At 73.8% G+C, this 19,968-nt stretch carries 17 protein-coding genes; 6 read left to right on the top strand and 11 right to left on the bottom strand.

Going from position 1 to position 19,968, the window contains the following annotated elements; translation table 11 throughout:
* Window positions 1-132: 132 nt before the first annotated feature.
* On the bottom strand, window positions 133-369 hold the full coding sequence (locus ACF07N_RS24555) for a chaplin (RefSeq protein WP_383336365.1): 237 nt from the start codon (window positions 367-369) through the stop codon (window positions 133-135).
* A 216-nt stretch (window positions 370-585) separates the two neighbouring features.
* Here ACF07N_RS24555 and ACF07N_RS24550 point away from each other — a divergent pair, with 216 nt between their 5' ends.
* Window positions 586-792, top strand: a complete 207-nt coding sequence (locus ACF07N_RS24550; protein WP_383336366.1) for a hypothetical protein — start codon at window positions 586-588, stop codon at window positions 790-792.
* Between the two features lie 95 nt (window positions 793-887).
* Here the strand turns inward: ACF07N_RS24550 and ACF07N_RS24545 are convergent, their stop codons facing one another.
* From ACF07N_RS24545 to ACF07N_RS24525, 5 genes are all read right to left on the bottom strand, one after another.
* Window positions 888-1,379, bottom strand: coding sequence for a DUF5709 domain-containing protein (locus tag ACF07N_RS24545; RefSeq protein WP_383336404.1), 492 nt, complete (start codon window positions 1,377-1,379; stop codon window positions 888-890).
* Between the two features lie 435 nt (window positions 1,380-1,814).
* On the bottom strand, window positions 1,815-2,525 hold the full coding sequence (locus ACF07N_RS24540; RefSeq protein ID WP_392116587.1) for a proteasome subunit beta: 711 nt from the start codon (window positions 2,523-2,525) through the stop codon (window positions 1,815-1,817).
* 76 nt (window positions 2,526-2,601) lie between these two features.
* Window positions 2,602-4,092: a hypothetical protein gene (locus ACF07N_RS24535; RefSeq protein WP_392116584.1), complete on the bottom strand. Its 1,491-nt coding sequence runs from the start codon at window positions 4,090-4,092 to the stop codon at window positions 2,602-2,604.
* 103 nt (window positions 4,093-4,195) lie between these two features.
* On the bottom strand, window positions 4,196-6,550 hold the full coding sequence (locus ACF07N_RS24530) for a glycoside hydrolase family 65 protein (RefSeq protein WP_383336369.1): 2,355 nt from the start codon (window positions 6,548-6,550) through the stop codon (window positions 4,196-4,198).
* Window positions 6,547-7,284, bottom strand: a complete 738-nt coding sequence (locus tag ACF07N_RS24525) for an HAD family hydrolase (protein ID WP_392116581.1) — start codon at window positions 7,282-7,284, stop codon at window positions 6,547-6,549. The genes ACF07N_RS24530 and ACF07N_RS24525 overlap by 4 nt, the downstream gene beginning before the upstream one ends.
* Window positions 7,285-7,404: 120 nt before the next feature.
* On the opposite strand from ACF07N_RS24525, the gene ACF07N_RS24520 reads away from it, so the two are divergent.
* Both ACF07N_RS24520 and ACF07N_RS24515 read left to right on the top strand, forming a co-directional pair.
* On the top strand, window positions 7,405-8,049 hold the full coding sequence (locus ACF07N_RS24520) for a nucleoside/nucleotide kinase family protein (RefSeq protein WP_392116579.1): 645 nt from the start codon (window positions 7,405-7,407) through the stop codon (window positions 8,047-8,049).
* A 52-nt stretch (window positions 8,050-8,101) separates the two neighbouring features.
* Entirely contained in the window at window positions 8,102-8,611 is a 510-nt protein-coding gene (locus tag ACF07N_RS24515) for a GNAT family N-acetyltransferase (RefSeq protein WP_392116576.1), read from the top strand.
* Between the two features lie 16 nt (window positions 8,612-8,627).
* Here the strand turns inward: ACF07N_RS24515 and ACF07N_RS24510 are convergent, their stop codons facing one another.
* From ACF07N_RS24510 to ACF07N_RS24490, 5 genes are all read right to left on the bottom strand, one after another.
* Window positions 8,628-10,349, bottom strand: coding sequence for a hypothetical protein (locus ACF07N_RS24510; RefSeq protein WP_392116573.1), 1,722 nt, complete (start codon window positions 10,347-10,349; stop codon window positions 8,628-8,630).
* 13 nt (window positions 10,350-10,362) lie between these two features.
* A complete protein-coding gene (locus tag ACF07N_RS24505; protein ID WP_392116570.1) occupies window positions 10,363-11,265 on the bottom strand; it encodes a carbohydrate ABC transporter permease in 903 nt (300 codons plus the stop codon).
* Window positions 11,262-12,173: a carbohydrate ABC transporter permease gene (locus tag ACF07N_RS24500; RefSeq protein WP_392116567.1), complete on the bottom strand. Its 912-nt coding sequence runs from the start codon at window positions 12,171-12,173 to the stop codon at window positions 11,262-11,264. Before ACF07N_RS24500 ends, ACF07N_RS24505 begins: the two co-directional genes overlap by 4 nt.
* 118 nt (window positions 12,174-12,291) lie before the next feature.
* Window positions 12,292-13,620 carry an ABC transporter substrate-binding protein gene (locus tag ACF07N_RS24495; protein ID WP_392116564.1) on the bottom strand — a complete coding sequence of 443 codons (1,329 nt, stop codon included), beginning with the start codon at window positions 13,618-13,620 and terminating at the stop codon, window positions 12,292-12,294.
* A 281-nt stretch (window positions 13,621-13,901) separates the two neighbouring features.
* Window positions 13,902-15,023 carry an ROK family protein gene (locus ACF07N_RS24490; RefSeq protein WP_392116561.1) on the bottom strand — a complete coding sequence of 374 codons (1,122 nt, stop codon included), beginning with the start codon at window positions 15,021-15,023 and terminating at the stop codon, window positions 13,902-13,904.
* A 240-nt stretch (window positions 15,024-15,263) separates the two neighbouring features.
* Here ACF07N_RS24490 and ACF07N_RS24485 point away from each other — a divergent pair, with 240 nt between their 5' ends.
* The 3 genes from ACF07N_RS24485 (at window position 15,264) to ACF07N_RS24475 (ending at window position 19,955) form a co-directional block, all read left to right on the top strand.
* Window positions 15,264-16,163 carry an N-acetylglucosamine kinase gene (locus tag ACF07N_RS24485; RefSeq protein ID WP_392116558.1) on the top strand — a complete coding sequence of 300 codons (900 nt, stop codon included), beginning with the start codon at window positions 15,264-15,266 and terminating at the stop codon, window positions 16,161-16,163.
* 195 nt (window positions 16,164-16,358) lie between these two features.
* Window positions 16,359-18,272 (top strand): phosphatase PAP2 family protein, encoded by a 1,914-nt coding sequence (locus ACF07N_RS24480; RefSeq protein WP_392116555.1) that lies wholly within the window; start codon window positions 16,359-16,361, stop codon window positions 18,270-18,272.
* A 36-nt stretch (window positions 18,273-18,308) separates the two neighbouring features.
* A complete protein-coding gene (locus ACF07N_RS24475; RefSeq protein ID WP_392116552.1) occupies window positions 18,309-19,955 on the top strand; it encodes an ArnT family glycosyltransferase in 1,647 nt (548 codons plus the stop codon).
* Window positions 19,956-19,968 lie beyond the last annotated feature (13 nt).

Below are 19,968 nucleotides of genomic sequence, written 5' to 3'. Positions count from 1 at the left end.
CGTGGGGGGGGGGGGGGGGGCGGGGGGGGGGGGGGGGGGGGGGGGGGGGGGGGGGGGGGGGGGGGGGGGGGGCGGGGGGGGGGCCCGCGGGGGGGGGCCCCCCCCCCGCCGGCAGGCCGTACGACCGGAACGTCAGTCCTTGATCGTGCACTCGTTGCCGAACGCCGGGTTCAGCAGGCCGATCACGTTGATCGAGTTGCCGCAGACGTTGGCGTTGACGTCGATCGGGATCTGGATGACGTTGCCGGAGAGGAAACCACCGCTCTCGTTGGTGATGCCGACGGTGCCGTCGTCGGCGCTCGCCGTACCGGCGAAGGCGAACAGGGCGGCGCAGGCCAGGCCGGCAGCGGCGGTCACACGTGTGCGCATGGAAAAGCTCCTGTCAGTTGCAGGGACACGTGTCTTCACCGTCACCCGGAATCGGGCGACGCGACATCGGAGCGCGTCCGAACGGGGTGGTGGGGCCCGCGGGGGCATCACCGCGCTCTCCGGATGCACGCCGCGCCCGCGCGGGGAATGGTGATAGCGGACCCGTTTTTCAGCACCGGGGCCGCACCAGCGAACCGGACCCTAGGAGCAGAGAACATGTCGACGTCACAGCCCCCCGCGTCCCGGCCGTCCGAGGACAGCACCACCCCGGACCGCCTGCTCCACGCCCGCACCGGCACCGACGTGTCACCGGAGGACCTCGTCCTGGCCTCCGGCAAGGACCTCACGCCGCACAACCTCGAATGGGCCAGGCGCAAGCTGGCGGCGGAGGGACCGTCCGCGCTCGAGAAGCTGCTGCCCTGACGCCCCACAGGTGAGGCCACCGTGCCCGTCGCGGGGTCCGCGACGGGGCCGGTGGCCTCACCTGTGGTCGCTCCGGCCGGCACGGGCCGGTGGTGTCACACCCTGCCGTCGTCGTCCGGGAGAACGCCGTCGTCCTCCACCACGTGCACGGCGGCTTCCTCCGCACCGGCCGCGCCGCCGTCGATGCCGACGTCGGTGGCGACGGTCTCCTTCGTGGTGTCGGGGTGGGCGCCCTCGTCCGGGGCGACCAGGCGGCCGGCCCGGACGGTGCCCGCCTCGGGGTCGACGGGCTCGCCGTCGCTGTCGGGGCTGTCGCCCACACCGTCACCGGCCGGCTCGGCGGACACGTCGGGGACCTCCTGCGCCAGCCGCTGGTCGAGCGTCTCGCCCTCGTGCTGCTCGGCGGCGGTGGTGCCGTGCTTGGTCACGCCGAGGGGCTTCTCCGGCGGGGAGTAGCCCTCGTCGAGGGTGTCGTCGTACGTCCGCTCGTCGACGGCGTCCTGCAGGTCCAGCGGCGCGGCGTCCTCCTGCTCCTCGTTGCTCCCGGTGGGCTGGTACGCGTCGTCCGCCATCGGTTCGGAGCGCATCGGTTCCGTGCCCATAAACTCAAGCCTCCCTGTCGCGCTGCGTCGACTCGTTCGTCTCGGCTGTGCGTTCCGCGTTTCCCGTAACGCGGGCTCTAACCTCGGCGAACGGGTGGGCCCGGAACCTGCCGCGGGCAGTCCCCCGGCCCTGGTCCACTCCCGCCGCGTCCGGCAGGTGCGGACGCGGTGCCGGACCGGGTGCGCTGGGCGGGCCGGGGCGGGGAGGCACGGAGTGGACCCAGGGGCGGCGGCCGTCATCGGGGGCAGGTCCCGCGGCCGGACGGACGGTCGCGGATCCCAGCCTTGTGCCGGTCACCCCGCACCTGCAAGTGCTGTGCAGTAAAGCCTGCGGCAGGTCCTGCCCATGGAAGCGGAAACTCCGCGCCGGGCACCCGTCCGGTACCGGGCGCGGGGTCCGGGTGACGGTCGCCGGCCGGGTCACACGGCGGCGTTCGGCCCGTCCGGCCGGGCGTGCCGCCGCTCGACCATCTCGCGGCTGAGCTGCTCCGTCTCCGCCTCGGACAGCCGCTCGAAGCCGTCCTCGGTGATGACGGACACGACCGGGAAGATGCGGCGGGCGAGATCCGGACCGCCGGTCGCGGAGTCGTCGTCCGCCGCGGCGTACAGCGCCTGGAGCGCGGCCAGGGCCGCCTCGCGCCGGGTCAGACCGGGACGGAAGAGTTTCTTCAGCGCGCCGCGGGCGTACGGGGAGCCGGAACCCTCGGCGGGGAAGCCGGACTTCTCGTAGCGGCCTCCGGCGATGTCGAAGCCGAAGATGCGGCCCCGCGCGCCCTCCGGGGCCGCGGGGCCGTACCCGGCGAGCAGCGGGACGACCGCGAGGCCCTGCACGGCCTGGCCGAGGTTGCCGCGGATCATGGTGGCCAGGGGATGCACCTTCTCCAGGTCGCGCTGGGCGATCAGGTTGCCTGCCGTGGCCCGGCGGTCGCCCGCGATCAGTACGCCGTCGCCGTAGGTGAGGGTCAGCACGGTCGTGCCGTGCGGGACGCCCTCGGCGCGGACGCCGTCCGGCAGGACGCGCCGGGTGCTCAGCAGCGCGGGGCGGTGGGCCGCCAGGAACTCCGTGAAGGACGAGGAACCGGGTGTGAAGAACTCCTGCCCCAGCCCGCCCTCTTGCTCGCCCGGCGGCATGCCGTTCCCCCCTCGATCGTGGCCGTCACCCCGGTCCTACCTGGCGGGCAGGGACGGGAAACGCACGCGGGGAGCGTCAGGGGCGCGGTGCGACGCGGACGTCCAGGTCCGAGACGCGGTGGACGGGCCAGGTGCGGGCGTACCCGGCCGGGGTGCCGCCGGCGGGTGCCAGATGGGCGACGGGGAGGCGATCGGCGGTGCGCCGGATCTCCGGCACGGTGGTGTTCTCGTTGTGGCCGGACGTGGCGCCCGAGGAGCAGCCGGTGTAGTAGCCGATGGGGATGGCCTCGTGCCCGGTGAGCAGGCAGGGCGGGCGGACGCCGAGGCGGTGCAGCGCGGCGGCCGTGCGGTCCCAGTCGCGGCGGCTCTCGGTGTTGCGGGCCACGGCGCCTTGCAGGACCGCGAGCTGGACGGCCAGGTGCCCGGCCAGGCCGAGCGCGACCAGCGCGGCGGCGACCGGCCGCCAGGTCCCGCCGGGCTTCCTGGCCAGGTGCCACAGGGCGTCGGCGACCGGGATCGCGACCAGGGCGTAGGCCGGCTGGAGGAAGCGCGGAGCGGCGTAACCGATCATGAACAGATACGGGACGGCGGCCGTGGCGGCGCAGGCCAGCGGGAGCAGGGTCCGTTCCAGGCGGCGGGTCCGGGCCGCGAGGACCAGCGCGAGCCCGGCCAGGACGGGCAGGACGAACCACCAGACGGTGACCACGGGGTGGGGCACCGACCCGGTGCACGGCCGGCACAGGGCCCGCCCGCCCAGGCTGCGCAGCTGGTCGTCCACGGCGAACTGCCAGCCGAGCCCGCCCTGGATGCGGGAGGCGTCCGAGAGTCGCTGCGCGAGGCCGCCGTGGCTGGTCCACGCCTCGATCACCCACGGCAGGGCGCCCGCCGCGAGGCCTGCCAGGAGCGCGAGGAGCAGGCGCCGGTGGCGGCGCGGCAGGGCGAGGGCCAGCAGCGGCAGGGCGACCCACACCGCGTCCCCGGGCCGCATCAGCGCCATGAGCAGGCCACCGGCGGCGACACCCCACAGCGATGCCCGGGTGGAACGTTCCTGCCGGGCGCGCAGGCAGCAGCCCACGCTGATCAGGGCGCCGATCGCGACCCAGTAGTTGGGCATGGCCTGCGGACCGTAGAAGAGGGTCATCCACAGGGAGGCGAACAGGGCGCCGCCGGTGACCAGGACCCGCGTCGGGAACAGGCCGCGCCAGGCGCGCAGGGCCAGGAACAGGGCGAGGCCGGAGAGCACGGCGAGGTAGACGCGCAGCAGCGGGACGGACGACGACCAGGAGGCGACGGGGGCGGCCAGCAGCGAGACGCCGCGGGAGCGGGGGGCGCTGAAGAACGCCGCCGGGGTGTGGGAGGTGACCTGGCTGACGTAGACGATCTCGTCCCAGCCCAGGCCCAGCACCGGCCGGACGAGGGCGAGCTGGGCGAGGGTGAAGACGGCGGCGAGCGCGGCGAGCGCCCGGCCGCCGCGTCCGCCACGGCGCGGCCCGGGGGCCGTGCCCGGCGCCGGCGTCCGGTCGCGCCGCCGCATACGGACCAGGATGGCGTCCGTGCCGTCGGCCATGTTCCGCCCCTTACCCGAGAAGTCGGCAAACACGGACAAACTAACTCGCCCGTTCGGCGGGTGCAGGGCGGAATACGGCCAAGTGCCTGACGCTCCGCGGCCGTCAGCCGGCGTGCGGGGCCCGGTGCGGGGGCTGCTCGGGGGCGGGGCGCCGGGGTGCCGGCGGGACGGGACGGGCCACCGGCGCGTCCTCGCTCACCGTCAGCTCGGTGCCGTGGTGGCGGATCGTCAGGGGCGGTCCGGACCGCAGCGTGTACACGGCGCGTTCGGCGGTCAGCTCCACGTGCAGCGACCGGCCGAGGAACTGGACCGTGAAGGCCAGCCGGCCGTACCGCCCGGGCAGGCGCGGGGCGAACCGCAGCGCGCCGTCCACGCACCGCATGCCGCCGAATCCGGCGACCAGCGCCATCCAGGTGCCGGCCAGCGAGGCGATGTGCAGCCCGTCGCGGGTGTTGTGCTCCAGGTCGCCCAGGTCCATCAGCGCGGCCTCGGCCGTGTAGGCGCGGGCCAGGTCGAGATGGCCGGTCTGCGCGGCCATGACGGCCTGGACGCAGGCGGACAGGGAGGAGTCCCGCACGGTCAGCGGCTCGTAGTAGGCGAAGTTGCGGGCGATCTGCTCCTCGTCGAAGCCCTCCTCGAAGAAGCTGCCGCAGGTGTACATGGCCAGCACCAGGTCCGCCTGCTTGATCACCTGCTTGCGGTACAGGTCGAAGTACGGGAAGTGCAGCATCAGCGGGTACTGGTCCGGCCGGGTGCGGGCGAAGTCCCAGCGCTGGTACCGGGTGAAGCCGGCGTGCTGTTCGTGCACACCGAGCTCCTCGTTGTAGGGGACGTGCATCGCCTCGGCGGCGTCCCGCCACGCGGCCGTCTCCTCCTCGTCGGCACCGAGTCGTGCCGCCTCGTCGGGGTGGCGTTTGCAGGCGTCGGCGGCGGCCATCAGGTTCGCCCGGGCCATGAGGTTGGTGTACGTGTTGTCGTCGGCGATCGCGCTGTACTCGTCCGGTCCGGTGACGCCGTCGATGTGGAAGACGCCCCGGTCGTCGTGGTGGCCGAGGGAGCGCCACAGGCGGGCCGTCTCCACGAGCAGTTCCACGCCGACCTCGCGTTCGAAGGTCTCGTCGCCGGTGACGGCGACGTACCGCACCACGGCGTCCGCGATGTCGGCGTTGACGTGGAAGGCGGCCGTGCCGGCCGGCCAGTAGGCGGAGCCCTCCGAGCCCTCGATGGTGCGCCAGGGGAACGCGGCGCCGCTCAAGCCGAGTTGGGCGGCGCGCTCCCGGGCGGCGGGCAGGGTGTCCAGACGCCAGCGCAGGGCCTCGGCGGCGGCCTTCGGCTCGGTGTGGGTCAGCACGGGCAGCACGAACGCCTCGGTGTCCCAGAAGGCGTGGCCGTCGTAGCCGGAGCCGGTGAGTCCCTTGGCGGGGATGGCGCGCTGCTCGGCGCGGGCGCCGGCCTGCAGCACGTGGAAGAGGGCGAAGCGGACGGCCTGCTGGATCTCCTCGTCGCCGTCGATCTCGACGTCTGCGCGCGCCCAGAAGTCGTCGAGGTACGCCCGCTGTTCCGCCAGCAGCCCGTCCCAGCCGCTGTGTCCGGCCGCCGCCAGGGCCGCCTCGACCTGGTCGCTCATCGCGGGCCGGGAGCGGGCGCCGGACCAGCCGTGCGCGACGAGCTTCTCGACCCGCAGCCGCTCCCCCGGCTCCAGCACGGAGGTGACGGTCAGCCGGGCGACGTCGACGTTGCTCTCGCTGCTCGTGCTGGTCCGCTCGGGGCCGGTCACGGTGTGGTCGGCGGCGACCGCGACCCTCAGGCCGCTGCGGCGGGTGCGGTGGACCAGCCGCAGCCGGCTGCCCGCGGCGAGGTCCTCCTCCGGTTCCAGCGGGGACTTCAGCGCCCGCGCGGCACGCGGGTCGCCGTCCGGTTCGGGCAGGCTCTCGTTGGCGACCAGCTCCGACTGGACGACCACGCGGGTGCGGCTGTCGACGGGCTCGACCTCGTAGGCCACGGCGGCGATCGCCCGCTGGGTGAGCGAGACCAGCCGGGTGGAGCGCACCCGCACGGTCGAACCGGCCGGTGAGGTCCACTCGCAGACCCGCTCCAGCACGCCCCGGCGCAGGTCCAGGGTGCGTTCGTGGGAGACCAGCCGCCCGTAGCGCAGGTCGAAGGGCTCGTCGTCGACGAGGAGGCGCAGCACCTTGCCGTTGGTGACGTTGATGGCCGTCTGCCCGGACTCCGGATAGCCGTAGCCGGCCTCGGCGTAGGGCAGCGGGTGCAGTTCGTGGACGCCGTTGAGGTAGGAGCCGGGCAGACCGTGGGGCTCGCCCTCGTCGAGGTTGCCGCGCCAGCCGACGTGGCCGTTGGACAGCGCGAACACGGACTCGCTCTGGGCCAGCAGGTCCAGGTTGAGCTCCGTCTCGCGCACGGCCCACGGTTCGACGCCGTACGCCCGCTGGGTTATCACTCGGTGCCTCCCAGTTCGGCGAGGTCCTTCACCACGATGTCGGCGCCGTGCGCGTACAGCGCGTCGGTCTGCCCGACGCGGTCGACGCCGACGACGTAGCCGAAACGGCCCGCGCGGCCGGCGTCCATGCCGGCCAGCGCGTCCTCGACGACGGCCGCGGCGGACGGCTCGACGCCGAGGTCCTCGGCCGCGGCGAGGAACGTGTCGGGGTGCGGCTTGCCGGGCAGCTTGCGCTCGGCGGCCACCACGCCGTCGATGCGCACGTCGAAGAAGTGCTCGGCGCCGATCGAGCGCAGCACGTCCTGGCAGTTGGCGCTGGAGGAGACGATCGCGGTGCGCAGGCCGTGGGCGCGGACGGCCTCCAGGTAACGCAGCGTGCCCGCGTAGGCCTCGACGCCGTCGGTGCGGATCTTCTCCAGGACCAGCTCGTTCTTGCGGTTGCCGAGGCCGTGCACCGTCTCGGCACCGGGCGGGTCGCCGGGCTCGCCGTCCGGCAGGTCGATGCCGCGGGAGGCCAGGAAGGTGCGCACGCCGTCGGCGCGCGGCCGGCCGTCGACGTACTCGTCGTAGTCGGCCGCCTCGAACGGCCGGTAGTCCGCACCGTCCCGTTCGCGCAGGAAGGCGTCGAACATCTCCTTCCAGGCGGCCGCGTGCACCACGGCCGTCTTGGTGACGACCCCGTCGAGGTCGAAGAGGCAGGCCTGGATGTCGTCGGGTAGACCGAGCTGCGTCATACGGGATCGGTTCCCCTCCCGGTGCCGTTCCAGTGAGTGGCGCACGCCACATCACGGTGGGGCGCGAGGTGCGCGGGCCCTCGGCACGCAGCCCCGCGCCCGGATGACACACTCTCCCCTGTGCCGCTCACCTTCGACGATCTCGTCCGGCGCGCCCGTGCCCTTCCCCGGGACGGGCGGCGCGCGCTCCTGGGCCTGGCCGGCAGTCCCGGCGCGGGCAAGTCCACGCTCGCCGAGCGTCTGGTCCGGGAACTGAACGGATCCGGCGAGCCCTGGGTCGCGTACGTCCCGATGGACGGCTTCCACCTCGCCGACGCCGAACTGGAGCGCCTCGGTCTGCGCGACCGCAAGGGCGCTCCCGACACGTTCGACGCGGCCGGCTACGCGGCCCTGCTGGCGCGCCTGCGCGAGGGGGCGCACGCCGGCGACACCGTCTACGCCCCGGGCTTCGAACGCGTTCTGGAGCAGCCGATCGCCGGCGCCGTCCCGGTCCCGCCGACGGCCCGTCTGGTCGTGACCGAGGGCAACTACCTCCTCCTGGACTCCGGCGCGTGGGCCCGTGTCCGGCCTCTCCTGGACGAGGTGTGGTTCTGCGAACTCCCCGAGCCGGAGCGCGTTGGCCGTCTGGTCGCCCGGCACGAGCGGTTCGGCAAGACCCACCAGGAGGCACAGGCCTGGGTGACCCGCTCGGACCAGCCCAACGCCGAGCTGGTCGCGGCGAGCCGGGGGCGGGCCGACCTGCTGGTGCGCACGGACCAGGTATGACGGGCAGACGGGACGGGCCCCGGTGGTCCGGGCGGTCCGGCATGATGGGCCCATGATCAGGTCCGCGACGCCGAACGACATCCCCGAGATCCGCGCGATGATCCGCGAACTCGCCGCGTACGAACGGGCCGAGGAGCAGGCCCGGGCCACCGGGGAACAACTCCGCGAGGCCCTGTTCGGCGAGCATCCGGCCGCTCACGCGCTGATCGCCCAGGACGACGGCACCGGCGGGACCGTGGGCTTCGCCCTGTGGTTCCCGCGCTTCTCGACCTGGACGGGCACCCGGGGCATGCACCTGGAGGACCTCTACGTCCGGCCGCAGGCACGCGGCTCGGGCCAGGGCAAGGCCCTCCTCGCCGCCCTGGCCGCGATCTGCCGCCGCAACGGCTACGACCGCTTCGAGTGGGTGGTCCTGGCCTGGAACACGCCCGCGGTCGACTTCTACCGGTCGCTCGGCGCGGAGTTCCTCGACGAGTGGAAGGCGTGCCGGCTCAGCGGCGAGCCCCTGGAGGCGCTCGCCGCCCGGGCACCCGAGGTGCCGGACCCGGCTCCCGGCGCCTGAGCCGGAGAGGCCCGGGTCAGTGCCCCGCGGGTGCGGCCCGGCGTGCGCGCAGGGCGAGGGTCAGGGTGTGCGGGCCCTGCCCGCCGAGGTAGACCCGGTTCCCGCTCGTGGCGTCGGTGCCGCCCACCACGGTGTAGTCCTGCCCCGGGTCGTAGCGCAGGACGTCGCCACGGTCCGGCCCGGCCAGGGGCTCCCCCGCCTCGACGGCGGCCTCGACCCTGATCTCGTCGTCACCGGCCCGGTAGGTCATCGGGCCGCTCGTCAGGCACCAGCGGCCGTCGCCGACCGGCACCGCGCCCTGCGGCACGCCGCCCGGGCGGAAGGTCAGTTCGAGGGCCCAGGGCACCCGTGGCCCGCTGATGTCGATCCGCAGGTCGGCCCCGTCCTCCCGCAGGTCCACCTCGACCCGGGTCGTGTGGGAGACGTCGTCGCGGGGCCGGTCCGCGAAGGCCATCGCGGCCGAGAAGCGGCCCTCGTCCGCCGTCCGGTAGGCGCCGTCGTCCCGCCGCAGACCCGGCGGCAGCGGCTGGTAGTAGGCGGCCGAGAGGGTCTCGGTGAGCCGGTAGCGGCCGTCGGCGACCCGCTCCATGGCGGCGGCCCGGAACGGTCCCAGGTCGAAGAACCCCCGGGAGAGACGGACCGCGTCGAGGACCGCGTCGCCGGCGAACAGGCGCAGGAAGGTCGGGTTGCAGGCGAGGCCGGAGCGGATGCGCCGGTGCTCGGGCACGTCGGAGCCGCCGTACACCACCGTGTGCGTGCCGGCCGAGGCGTGCGCGGCGAGGCGCGCGGTGGTGAGGTACCGGCCGCGCGGGAGCGCCTGCGGGGCCGGTTCCGGCAGGACGCCGCACAGGTCCGGGGTGAGGAGGGTCTCGGCGAGCAGGCCGGGGTCGTCGATGCCCCCGGCGGCCGCCTGCCGTGCCGCCCGGCTGAAGTCGCCGCGTCCGGTGCGGATCGCGAGCAGCCGGTAGTGCGGCAGGTAGGGCGCGAGCGGGAACGGGCCGTTCTGGTCCTGCCGCCGCGAGTGGACGGTCTCCACCGTGCCGTCCGGCCCGATGAGGTCCAGGGTCGTGGCGAGGTTGCGTTCGACGGCGTCCAGCAGGTCGGCGCGGCCGAGCACGTCGGCCAGCAGCAGCAGCGACGGGTTGGACACATGGGCCGCGTAGTTGGCGCTGCGCTCCGAGTACAGGCCGTCCGCGTCGATGTCGACGCCCTCGGCGAGCCACTCCCCGATCCGGTCGAGGAGCCGGCCGTCGGGGAACGACCGGTGCAGGCGGGCCAGCGCCGCGCACAGCTCCCAGCGGTGGTTGGGGGTGTGCACCCCGCCGGTCAGGAGGCTTCCGCGGGCGGCGCCGGCGATCTCGGCGAGCGCGTCCGTGACGTCCCGCAGTTCCGGCCCCGCGCCCGCGGCGAGGACGTGCGCGTCGCACACGTCGTTGACGGTGAAGGCGGAGTCCGGCGGTGACTGCACGTTGTCGCCGCCGGCGAACAGGCCGGTGCCGGTCTGCGCGGCCCGCAGGGCGCGCAGGTGGGCCGTCGCCGCGGCGACGGCCCGCGCGCTGCCGTGCAGGGCCGAGTCCGGGGAACGGTACGCCGCGAGCAGGACCTTGACCCGGTGCGCCAGGGCGCGATGGGGCACACCGGCGGGTTCCTCGTCGGGGCGGGCCGCCAGTGGGACGGCCCGCCGGTCGGCGGCGCCGGCCGCGGCGCGGACGAACTCGTGGTCGATCGGGGTGGGCACGCTCGTCAGTCCCTCAGTCCTTCAGTCCGGCGTTGATGTCCGCGTTCATCACGTAGCGCTGGAACACCAGGAAGACGACGATCAGCGGCACCATGGAGATGACCGATCCGCCGAGCAGCACCGACCAGTTGATGTTCTGCGCCCCGACGAGGCTCTGGATGCCGATCTGCACGGTGAACTTCTCGGGGTCGTTGAGCATCAGCAGCGGCCAGATGTAGTCGTTCCACCGCCACTGGAACGACAGGATGGCCAGGGTCAGCATGATGGGCCGGGAGATCGGCACCATGATCCTCAGGAAGATCGACAGCTCACGCGCGCCGTCGATGCGGGCGGCCTCGATGAGTTCGTCGGGGACCGTCAGGAAGAACTGGCGGAACATGAAGCACCCGGTCGCGGTGAGCACGGCCGGGAGGATGATGCCGGCGAGCGAGTTGTAGAAGCCGAGGTCGCGGACCACCAGGAAGAGCGGGGCGAGCATGACCTCGCCCGGCAGCATCGTGGTGGCCAGGATGCCGACGAAGAAGGCCTTGAGCCACTTGTTGTCGTACTTGGCCAGCGCGTAGCCCGTGCAGCAGCTGACTCCCACCGTGAGGATCGTCGCGATCACGCACACGACGGCGGTGTTGATGAAGTACCGGGAGAAGTTGGCGCTGTCCCACGCCGCCTGGTAGCCCGACACGGTGGGGTCGTGCGGGAACAGCGTCAGCGGCAGGGAGAACAGGTCTCCCGCCGGCTTGAAGGAGCTGAGCACGAACCACAGCACCGGCACGCCGTAGAGGGCCGCCAGGACCCACAGCAGGGTCGTCGCTGGGATCGCGCGCCGGAGCCCGCCACTGGGCGCGCCGCCGGACCGCTTCCTGGGAACGGCCCGCCCGGGCGCGGAGTCGACCTTGCGCGGCATGTCTGTGGTTGTCATCGGTTCTCCACCCGCCGGTTGACGATCAGCTGGACGACCGCGACGGCCATCAGGATGAGCATGAGCACGAACGACGCGGCGCTCGCGTAGCCGATCTGCCCCGACTTGAAGCCGGTCTGGTAGATGTACTGCACCAGCAGGTTGTTCGACGTTCCGGGCCCGCCGTTGTTGAGGGAGGCGAACAGCGGATACTCCTTCATCGCGTGGATCGTGTTGAGCAGGATGACGATGAAGGACGTGGGCGCGATGCTCGGCAGGGTGATGCTCACGAACTGGCGCCACGGACCGGCACCGTCGAGCGCGGCCGCCTCGTAGTACGACGTCGGCACGTTCTTGATCGCCGCGATGAACAGCAGCATGGAGAAGCCCGTCCAGGCCCAGGACGCCGCCACGACCACCACCAGCAGCGACAGGTCCGCGTCCGACTGCCAGGGAACGGCGCTGCCGCCGGCCTTCTCGATGAGGTAGTTGACCAGTCCGAAGTTCTCGCCGAACAGCCACCGCCACAGGACACCCACGACGATCGGCGACAGCAGCCACGGGATGAAGAAGAAGACGCGCGCGACCGAAGCGCCCTTGGCGTGCCGGCTCACCAGCAGGTTGGCGATGAGCAGCGAGAACACGAAGTTCAGCGGCACGAAGAGCACGGTGTACAGCAACGTCCGGGTCACCGCGTCGTAGAAGGTGGAGTCCCCGAACAGGTTGCTGTAGTTGTCCAGTCCGACGAACTGGAACGCCCCCACGCCCGTGTAGTTCGTGAAGGAGTAGACGAGCCCGATCACCGCGGGCCAGACGAAGAACAGCGCGAAGAGCACGACATTGGCCGCGACCAGGACGAGCGGCGCGAGGGTGTGGCGGCTGCGTCTCCTGGGCGGGCTCACGGACACGTCCGGGGCGCGTTTGGTCATCTTCCTGACTCCGTGCTGGTGAGGGTTCCGGTGGGCTCAGGCGGCCGGGCGGTGAGCCCGGGGGCGCGTGGGCGGCCGGGGCCGGGCGGGGTCTCTCGGACGCCGCCCGGCCCCCGGCTCACGATCCGCCGCCGACCTGCTGGTTGTAGCCGGCCACGATGTTGTCCAGGGCCTTGTCGACCGACTGCTGCCCGTTGATCGCCTTGCCGAGCTCCGTCTTGGTCGGGTCCTCGGTGAGGCTCTTGCCCTTCAGCACCCAGTTCGTCTGCGCGGTGTTGAAGTAGCCCGAGATCGGCTCGTACAGCGGGATGGACTCGTTGTAGAGCTTGAACGCGGCCTGCGCCGCCTCGGAGGTGAAGGGGTACTTCGGGTTCAGGCCGCTCTCGACGGGCAGGAACCCGGACGCCTCGCACAGCGCGCGGTAGTGGTCCGGCTCGTACAGCCAGGACATGAACTTCTTCGCGGCGCCGGCCGCGGCCTCGTTGTTGTTGAAGCCGACCATCATGCCGCCGCTGTTGACGTCGCTGGCCTGCACCGGCTCGGCGGGGGTCGGGACGCTGGCCCACTCGAACTTCTTGATGCTCTCGGCGAAGGCGGGCACCTGCCACACGCCGGACCAGTAGGCGACGACGTCACCGCTCTGGAACATGGCGGACGGGTCGGCGCCGCTGGTCCACACCGACTTCGGCATGGTCTTGTCGTCGTTCAGCCCGACGAACCGCTTCACGGCCTTCCTGGTGGCGGCGTCCACGGAGAATTTGCCCGAGGAGTCAGCGTGGACGTACTTCCCGCCGAGCTCGTAGACCATGGCGCGCAGCCGGGACGGCGACTGGTCGAACGTGAGCGAGTACTTGGCACCGGTCTTGTCCCGGACCTTGTCCGCGGCCTTGATGAAGTCGGTCCAGGTCCAGGTCTTCGCGGGCGAGGTCGGGTAGTCGACGCCGGCCTTCTCGAACAGCGACTTGTTGATGTACAGGCCGGACGCGGTGATGTCCGAGGGGATGGACAGCACCTTCCCGGACGAGTCCTTGGCGATGAAGTTCTTGTTGATGTTGTAGCTCTTGTTGCCGGCGATGGAGCTGAGGTCGATCAGCTTGTTCGCCCAGATCGGGTCCAGGGCCGGCACGGCCGCCACGTCGGGCAGCGAGTTCGCCTGCGCGGCGTTGTGCAGCTTCGCCGGGTAGCCGTCGTAGGGGATGTTGACGAGCTTGACGGAGACGCCGGCTTCCTTCTTGTACTGGGCCACCATCTTCTTCCAGCCCGCGTCCTGGCCCGGGACCGTGGAGATCCAGAACGTCAGCGACTTCTCGCTGCCGCCCGAGCCGGAGCCCGACCCGCAGGCGGAGAGCAGAAGGGCACCTGCCGTGGCCACGGCAGCGAGGGGAACCACGCGGCGTATGCCGCCGCGGCCGAGCCGGCGGGAGCGCCGCACACCCACACTGATCATCTTCGATCCCTTTTCTCGTAGCGGAGGAAGCACGGCGCCAGCCGAGGCGGCACGGGTGCATTGTGCAGGAGATGTCGAATGTCGCTTCCCGGGGCGCGGCCTCGCCCGGCCGCGTCGCCTTCACGGGAAGGGTCCCCGGCCATGACGGCCGAGCGTCGCACAAGCTCGCCCTCGTGCGGCTGCCGTACTTCGCGTACGAGCGGGAGGCTGACCCGTAAGTCGGCGTCCCGGCCGACTTAGAAAGCGCTTGTCCGGACATTGGCAGACCGATGGCGCAGCCGTCAATGCCTCGCTCGCACAGCTCCGGTCACGGTTTGAATTCCATGGGCCACGGCCAGCCTGCTCGCCCCCGCGACGGTGCCGGTGTCCCCCACCACACTGCTCACGACCTCCGTGGGCCAGCTCAGCCGGGCCAGCTCGGCGCGCACCCCGGGCAGGAGCTGCGGGTCGGAGCCGGTGCCGCCGCCCAGCACGATCAGCCCGGGGTCCAGCACGGCGGCGACGGCGGCGGCGAGCCGGCCGATGTCGGCGGCGTGCGCGTCGACCACGGCGCGGGCGGTGGGGTGTCCCTGCGCGGACAGGGCGAGGAGCCGTTCCGCGGTGCGCGGGCGGGGCCCGTCGCCGTCGCGCCAGGCCTCGGCGGCCCGGCGCAGCAGGGTGCGCGAGCCCATGCGCCGCTCCAGGCCCTCGTGGCGCGGGGCGCGGTCGTCGTCCCAGGGGTAGGGCAGCCGGGCCACTTCACCGGCGGCGCCGTTCGCGCCGCGCAGCACCCGGCCGCCGATGACGACGGCGAGGCCGATGCCGACGCCGATGCGCAGGTAGCCGAAGGTGTCGCGGCCCACGGCGGCGCCCTCGTGCAGCTCGGCGAGGGCGGCGCAGTTGACGTTGTTCTCCAGGTGCACCGGGACGCCCTCGGGCAGCGCGACGGCCATGGCGTCGAAGACGGGACCGGCCTTGGCGGTCGCCGGACGCTCCCGGGCGCCCTCCCCGGCACGCGTGGTGACGTCGCCGACCGCGACGACGACGGCCCGCAGCGGGGCACCGGCGGGCAGCGCGTCGAGGACCCCGCGAACGGTGCGGGCCGCCTCGGACCGGGAGCCGGTGCCCTCGGCGAGCAGGGAACCGTCCAGGGCGCAGCCGCGCACGCGGGTCTCGGCCGGGCCCAGGTCCACGGCGAGCACGGCACCGGCGGCCGGGCCGAGCCGGTAGACGGCCGCGCTGCGGCCGGTCGAGCCGGAGGCCCGCCCGGAGTGGGCGGCCAGTTCGAGGGCCTCCAGTTCGGCCACCGCGGTGGACACCGTTGGCTTGGACAGACCCGCACCGGCCGCCAGCTGGGGCCGGGTGGCCGCGCCCGTCCCGGCCAGTACGTCGAACACCACACGGGCACTCTCACTCAGCTGCATGGTCTCCCCAGGTCGTGCTGCGGCCGGGCAGGCGAGCCGCAAGGGTGGCGCGGCACCGGGAATTCCGTGCCTCTTGACGCACCCTACTTCGTTAGTTAACTTCCTAACGAACTTCACGGTACTCGCCTGCCGTGCTCCGCAGAAGCCCGTCCCGGGGCTTCCCGACCTCTTCAACTGCCGTGGTCCGACGGGTGGTTCGCCTGCCACCCGCCGTGACCGCGCGAGGACGAAAGAGGACCCGTGCAGGACTCCATGCCTTACACGGTCGGTATCGACGTGGGCGGCACCAAGACACAGCTGCGGGCCCTCGCGGACGGCGGGATCACCGTCGACCACGTCCGCGGCAGTGCGGGCTGGCGCCCGCACGAGGCCTCGGCCGCGGCGGACTGGCTGACCGCGCTCGTCCGTGACGCCCTGCCCGCCCACGCCCGGCCGTCCGCGGTCGCCGTGGGCGGGCACGCCTGCGAGACGCCCCGCCAGTGCGCGGGCATCCGGGCCGCGCTCCAGGAACGGCTGGGGGTGCCCGCGCTGGTGGTCGGCGACGCGGAACTGCTCGTCCCGGCCGCCGGCCTGGACCGGGGCGTCGGCCTGGTCGCCGGCACCGGCTCGGTCGCGGTGGGGCGCACTGCCGAGGGCGATGCGGTGCAGGTCGGCGGCTGGGGCGCGGTGCTCGGCGACGAGGGCGGCGCGGCCGGACTCGTCCGCGAGGCCGCGCGGGCCGTCTGGGCGGCGCACGACCGCGGCGAGGAGCCCGACGCGCTGGCGCGCGGTCTCGTCGCCGCGTTCGGCGTGGCCGAGGTGCCCGCGCTCGGCGCGGCCCTGGAGGCCGCCACGGACGTCTCCGCCGAGTGGGGACGCCACTCCCCCGTCGTGTTCGCGGCCGCCGAGGCCGGCTCGCCGCTTGCCCGGGCCGTCGTCGCCGACGGCGGCCGGGCGCTCGCCGGCCTGGTCGTCCGGCTCGCCGCGCGCGGCGTCGCCGTGGACGACGTCGTGGTCGCGGGCGGCACCGTGCTCGCCCAGCCGGCGCTGTACGAGGCGTTCACCGCCGCCCTCGCCGCGTCCCTGCCCGCGGCCCGCCCGCAGCGCCTGCGGGTGCCGCCGGTGCAGGGCGCGCTGGCGCTGGCCCGCTCCCTGCGGTGAGCGCACCGGGCCGGGCGGCCGCCGTCCACCGCCCGGCTCCGGCCCTGCCCCCAGGACCATCCCCCCCCGGCCGCAGATCCTCGCCGGTACGCACGGGGTGCCACGGACGTCGCCGCAGGCACCCGCCGCACGCTTCGCACCGCCCTCCGGCCGCATCGCCGGAGCTCCCGTCGCACCACTCGAGAGAGGCGCACCATGCCGTCATCAGCCGGGCACCGCACCACTGCCGCCGTCGACCGGCGGCGCTTCCTGAAGACCTCCGCCGGGGCCTGTGCGGGGCTGCTCGCCGCGCCGGCGTTCGTCACGTGGCTGGGCGCGGCGGACGCCAAGGCGGCCACGGGCCTCGCCGCCTTCGTCGACGACTACAAGTCGAACGTCCTCGCGAACCAGACGCCCGGGACCAACGCGGTCGTCCGGATCCTGAGCGGCATGGCGGAGGTGTGGAAGACCGGCGACGCCTGGGACACCGGCCGGGTCCTGGACCCCGGGGTGCTGCGCGCGAACATGCGCTACTGCGCCCGCGTGACCCGGACCCGCACCGACGCCCAGGCCAAGGAGGCCTTCCTCTACGACCGCCAGCACCAGAGCTACGCCATGATCGCCGGGCTCGGCCCGCTCGCCGGGCCGTACCGGGAGGGCGCCAGGGCGGTCACGTCGATCACCGGCGCCCCCGACGGCACGCCCTCCGGCAAGATCAGCGACACCCTGCCCGCCGGTGCCCCGGCCGGCTCGGCGCTCGGCGCGGGCTCCCACGACTCGGAGCTGGGCCAGGTCGCGCGGCTGGTCGACACCGTGCGCGGCCCGTTCGCCTCGGGCAACCCGGCCAAGTTCGCCTTCCAGTACCCGCGCCCCTGGCGCATGAACGAGGACAGCGAGGTCGTCGACACCGGGGAGAAGGACGCGCTCGGATACCCCGTGTACGACTCCGAGGTGGTCGTCACCCCGCAGCTGCTGCGCCAGCGCTCCGAGAACGCGCAGGAGGACGGTGGCTTCCCCAGCGGCCACACCAACGCCTTCCACCTGGCCGCTCTCGCCTTCGCCTACGCGGTGCCCGAGCGCTTCCAGGAGCTGGTGACGCGCGCGTTCGAGCTGAGTCACACCCGGATCACGGCGGGCATGCACTCCACCGTCGACGTCATCGGCGGCCGGATCATGGCCACCGCCCTGGCCGCCGCGGCCCTGGCCGACCCGGCCAACGCGGAGCTGAAGGCGGCGGCCCGCGCACAGGCCCTCGCCTGCCTCACGCGGCGGACGGGCACGACGGCGGACACGCTGTACGCCCACGCCCACTCCGACCCCGCCGACGCGTACGCCGACCGCGAGGCCAACGCCCGCGCCGTGCGGCACCGGCTGACGTACGTCCTGCCCCGCCGCGGCCGCACGGATCCGCTCACCGTGCCGAAGGGAGCGGAGGTGCTGCTGGAGACGCGGCTGCCGTACCTGAGCGCGGACCAGCGGCGCGAGGTGCTGCGCACGACCGCGCTGCCTGCCGGGTACGTCCTGCTGGACGGCTTCGAGCAGTGGGGACGGCTGGACCTGTTCGCGGCGGCGGACGGTTACGGCGCCTTCGACCGGGACGTGACCGTGACGCTGGACGCCGCGGCCGGCGGCTTCCACGCGGCCGACACCTGGCGCAACGACATCGGGGGCGACGGCGGTCTCATCAAGCGCGGCACGGGCGTGCTCACGCTGACCGGGCACAACCGCTACGGCGGCGGGACGGTCGTCGAGGCCGGCACGCTGGCCGCCGGCTCCCGCGACGCCCTGGGCCGGGGCGACGTCCGGGTCACGGGCGGCACCCTTCGGCTCGGCACGGACCTGCGGGTACGCGGTTCGTACGTACAGCAGGGCGGGTCGGCGCTGGAGGTGACGCTGCGCGAGGCCCACGGCCCGGCCCTCGTCGTGGGCCGCCGGGCCCTGCTGGACGGCGGCGTGCTGGCCCTGCGGCTCGACGCCGAGCGGCCGCCGGCCGCGGGCACGACCGTCCCGGTGCTGCACGCCCCGGGCCTGCGGGGCCGGTTCGACCGGGTCGAGCTGGACTCGGCGACGCTGCGGGCCGTGCCCGTCCCCACGCCCCGGGGACTGTCGGTGCGACTCGTGCGGCGCTGACGCGGTACGCGGCGGGGGCTGATGCACAGTGGGGCCATGAGGGACCCGCTCGCCCCCGCCGTCTCCCGGCCGGTGCCGCTCCCCGCCGCCACGGGCGCGGCACGCCGGTCCGGCAGGCGGTGGCCGGTGCGGCTCCTGGCGGCGGCGCTGCTCGCGCAGATGGCGTTCGCGATGGTCACGACCGCGCTCCGGCAGACCCCGACGATCGACGAGCCGGTGTACGTGGGCGCCGCCGCCGAGTACGTGTACGCGCACCGGCTGCGCCACAACCCCGAGCATCCTCCGCTCGGCAAGCTGCTGATCGGTGCCGGGGTGGTCCTCGCGGATCCGCACGTCGACCGGGACTTCACCGGGGACCAGGGCCGTCTGGGCCGGCACCTGCTCTACGAGTCGGGCAACGACCCCTGGCGGCTGATGCTGTGGGCCCGCCTCCCGGTGATCGCGCTGACGCTGCTGTTCGGGCTCGTCGTCCTCGCCTTCGCCCGTGAACTGGCCGGGGACCTCGCCGGGTCTGCCGCGCTCGCGCTGTACTGCTTCTCCCCCGACGTCATCGCCCACGGCTCCCTGGCCACGCTGGACGTACCGGCCGCCGGGTTCGTGCTGACGTCGGCGTGGCTGGTGTGGCGGGCCCGTCGGCGGCCCCTGCCGTACGTGCCGCTCGCGGGGCTGGCGCTGGGCGCCGCGCTGGCCACCAGGATGAGCACCCTGCCCGCGGTGCCGGTGCTGGCGGCGCTGGCCGCGCTGCCGGTGGCGGCGGGAAGCCGGCGCGGCGTACGCGCGCTGACCGGCGCGGGCGTGTTCGTCCTGGCCGCCGTCGCCGTCGTGTGGGCGTCCTACCTGGCCGTCGATCCCCGGCTGCGCTGGGCCCCGGAGCAGCACGTGCCCGTGGTGCACGGACTGCGGGGACTGCTGGTCCGGCTCCTGCCCTTCCCCGAGGCCTACCGGGACGGCGTGCGCCTGCAGTTCGGGCTGGAGAACCGGCCGTGGCAGGGCTTCCTGTTCGGCCGCGTGTACGACGGCTCGCTCTGGTACTACCTGCCGGCCGCGCTGCTGGTGAAGACGCCGCTCGGGACGGCGGTGCTGTGGGCCGGGGGCGTCGTGGCCGTGGCCCGGCGGCTGCGGTCCGCCGCGCCCTATGTGCTGGCGGCTCCCGCCGTGCTGCTCGCCGCGGCCGTTCAGGGGCAGCGGGATCTGGGGGTCCGGTACGTCGTCTTCCTGCCGCTGTTCCTCGCCGTGGCGGCCGGGTGCGTGCTCCTGTCGCGACGGCGGTGGGTGACCGCGGCGGCGGCTGTCCTGGTGGCGTGCACCGCGGTCAGTTCGGCGCGCACCTACCCGTGCTATCTGCCGTACGCCAACGAGGCGTTCGGGGGGCCGGGCAGGACACGGGAGTGGCTGCACGACTCGAACGTGGACTGGGGACAGGACCTGGGGCGGCTCGCGGAGCGGCTGCGGGAGCGGTACGCGGGCCAACGGGTGTGGCTCGTGTACAAGGGCGCCGGGGTGCCGGAGTTCTACGGCATCAAGAGCGCCGATCCCCGCCGGGTGCCGGTGGCCGAGGTGCGCGGGCTGCTGGTGGTGTCGGACTCGGCGGCCGCGAAGGCGACGGGGCGGCTGGCCGAGTTGCTCGGCGGCAGCCGCCCCGTGGACCGTGTCGGGCACGCGATCACGATCTATCGCCGTTGAGCTTTCCCCGGCT

It is taken from the genome of Streptomyces sp. NPDC015242 (genome assembly GCF_043079125.1).
Taxonomy (GTDB): domain Bacteria; phylum Actinomycetota; class Actinomycetes; order Streptomycetales; family Streptomycetaceae; genus Streptomyces.
Note: the sequence above shows the minus strand (reverse complement) of the source record. Positions and strands in the feature narration are given on the sequence as shown.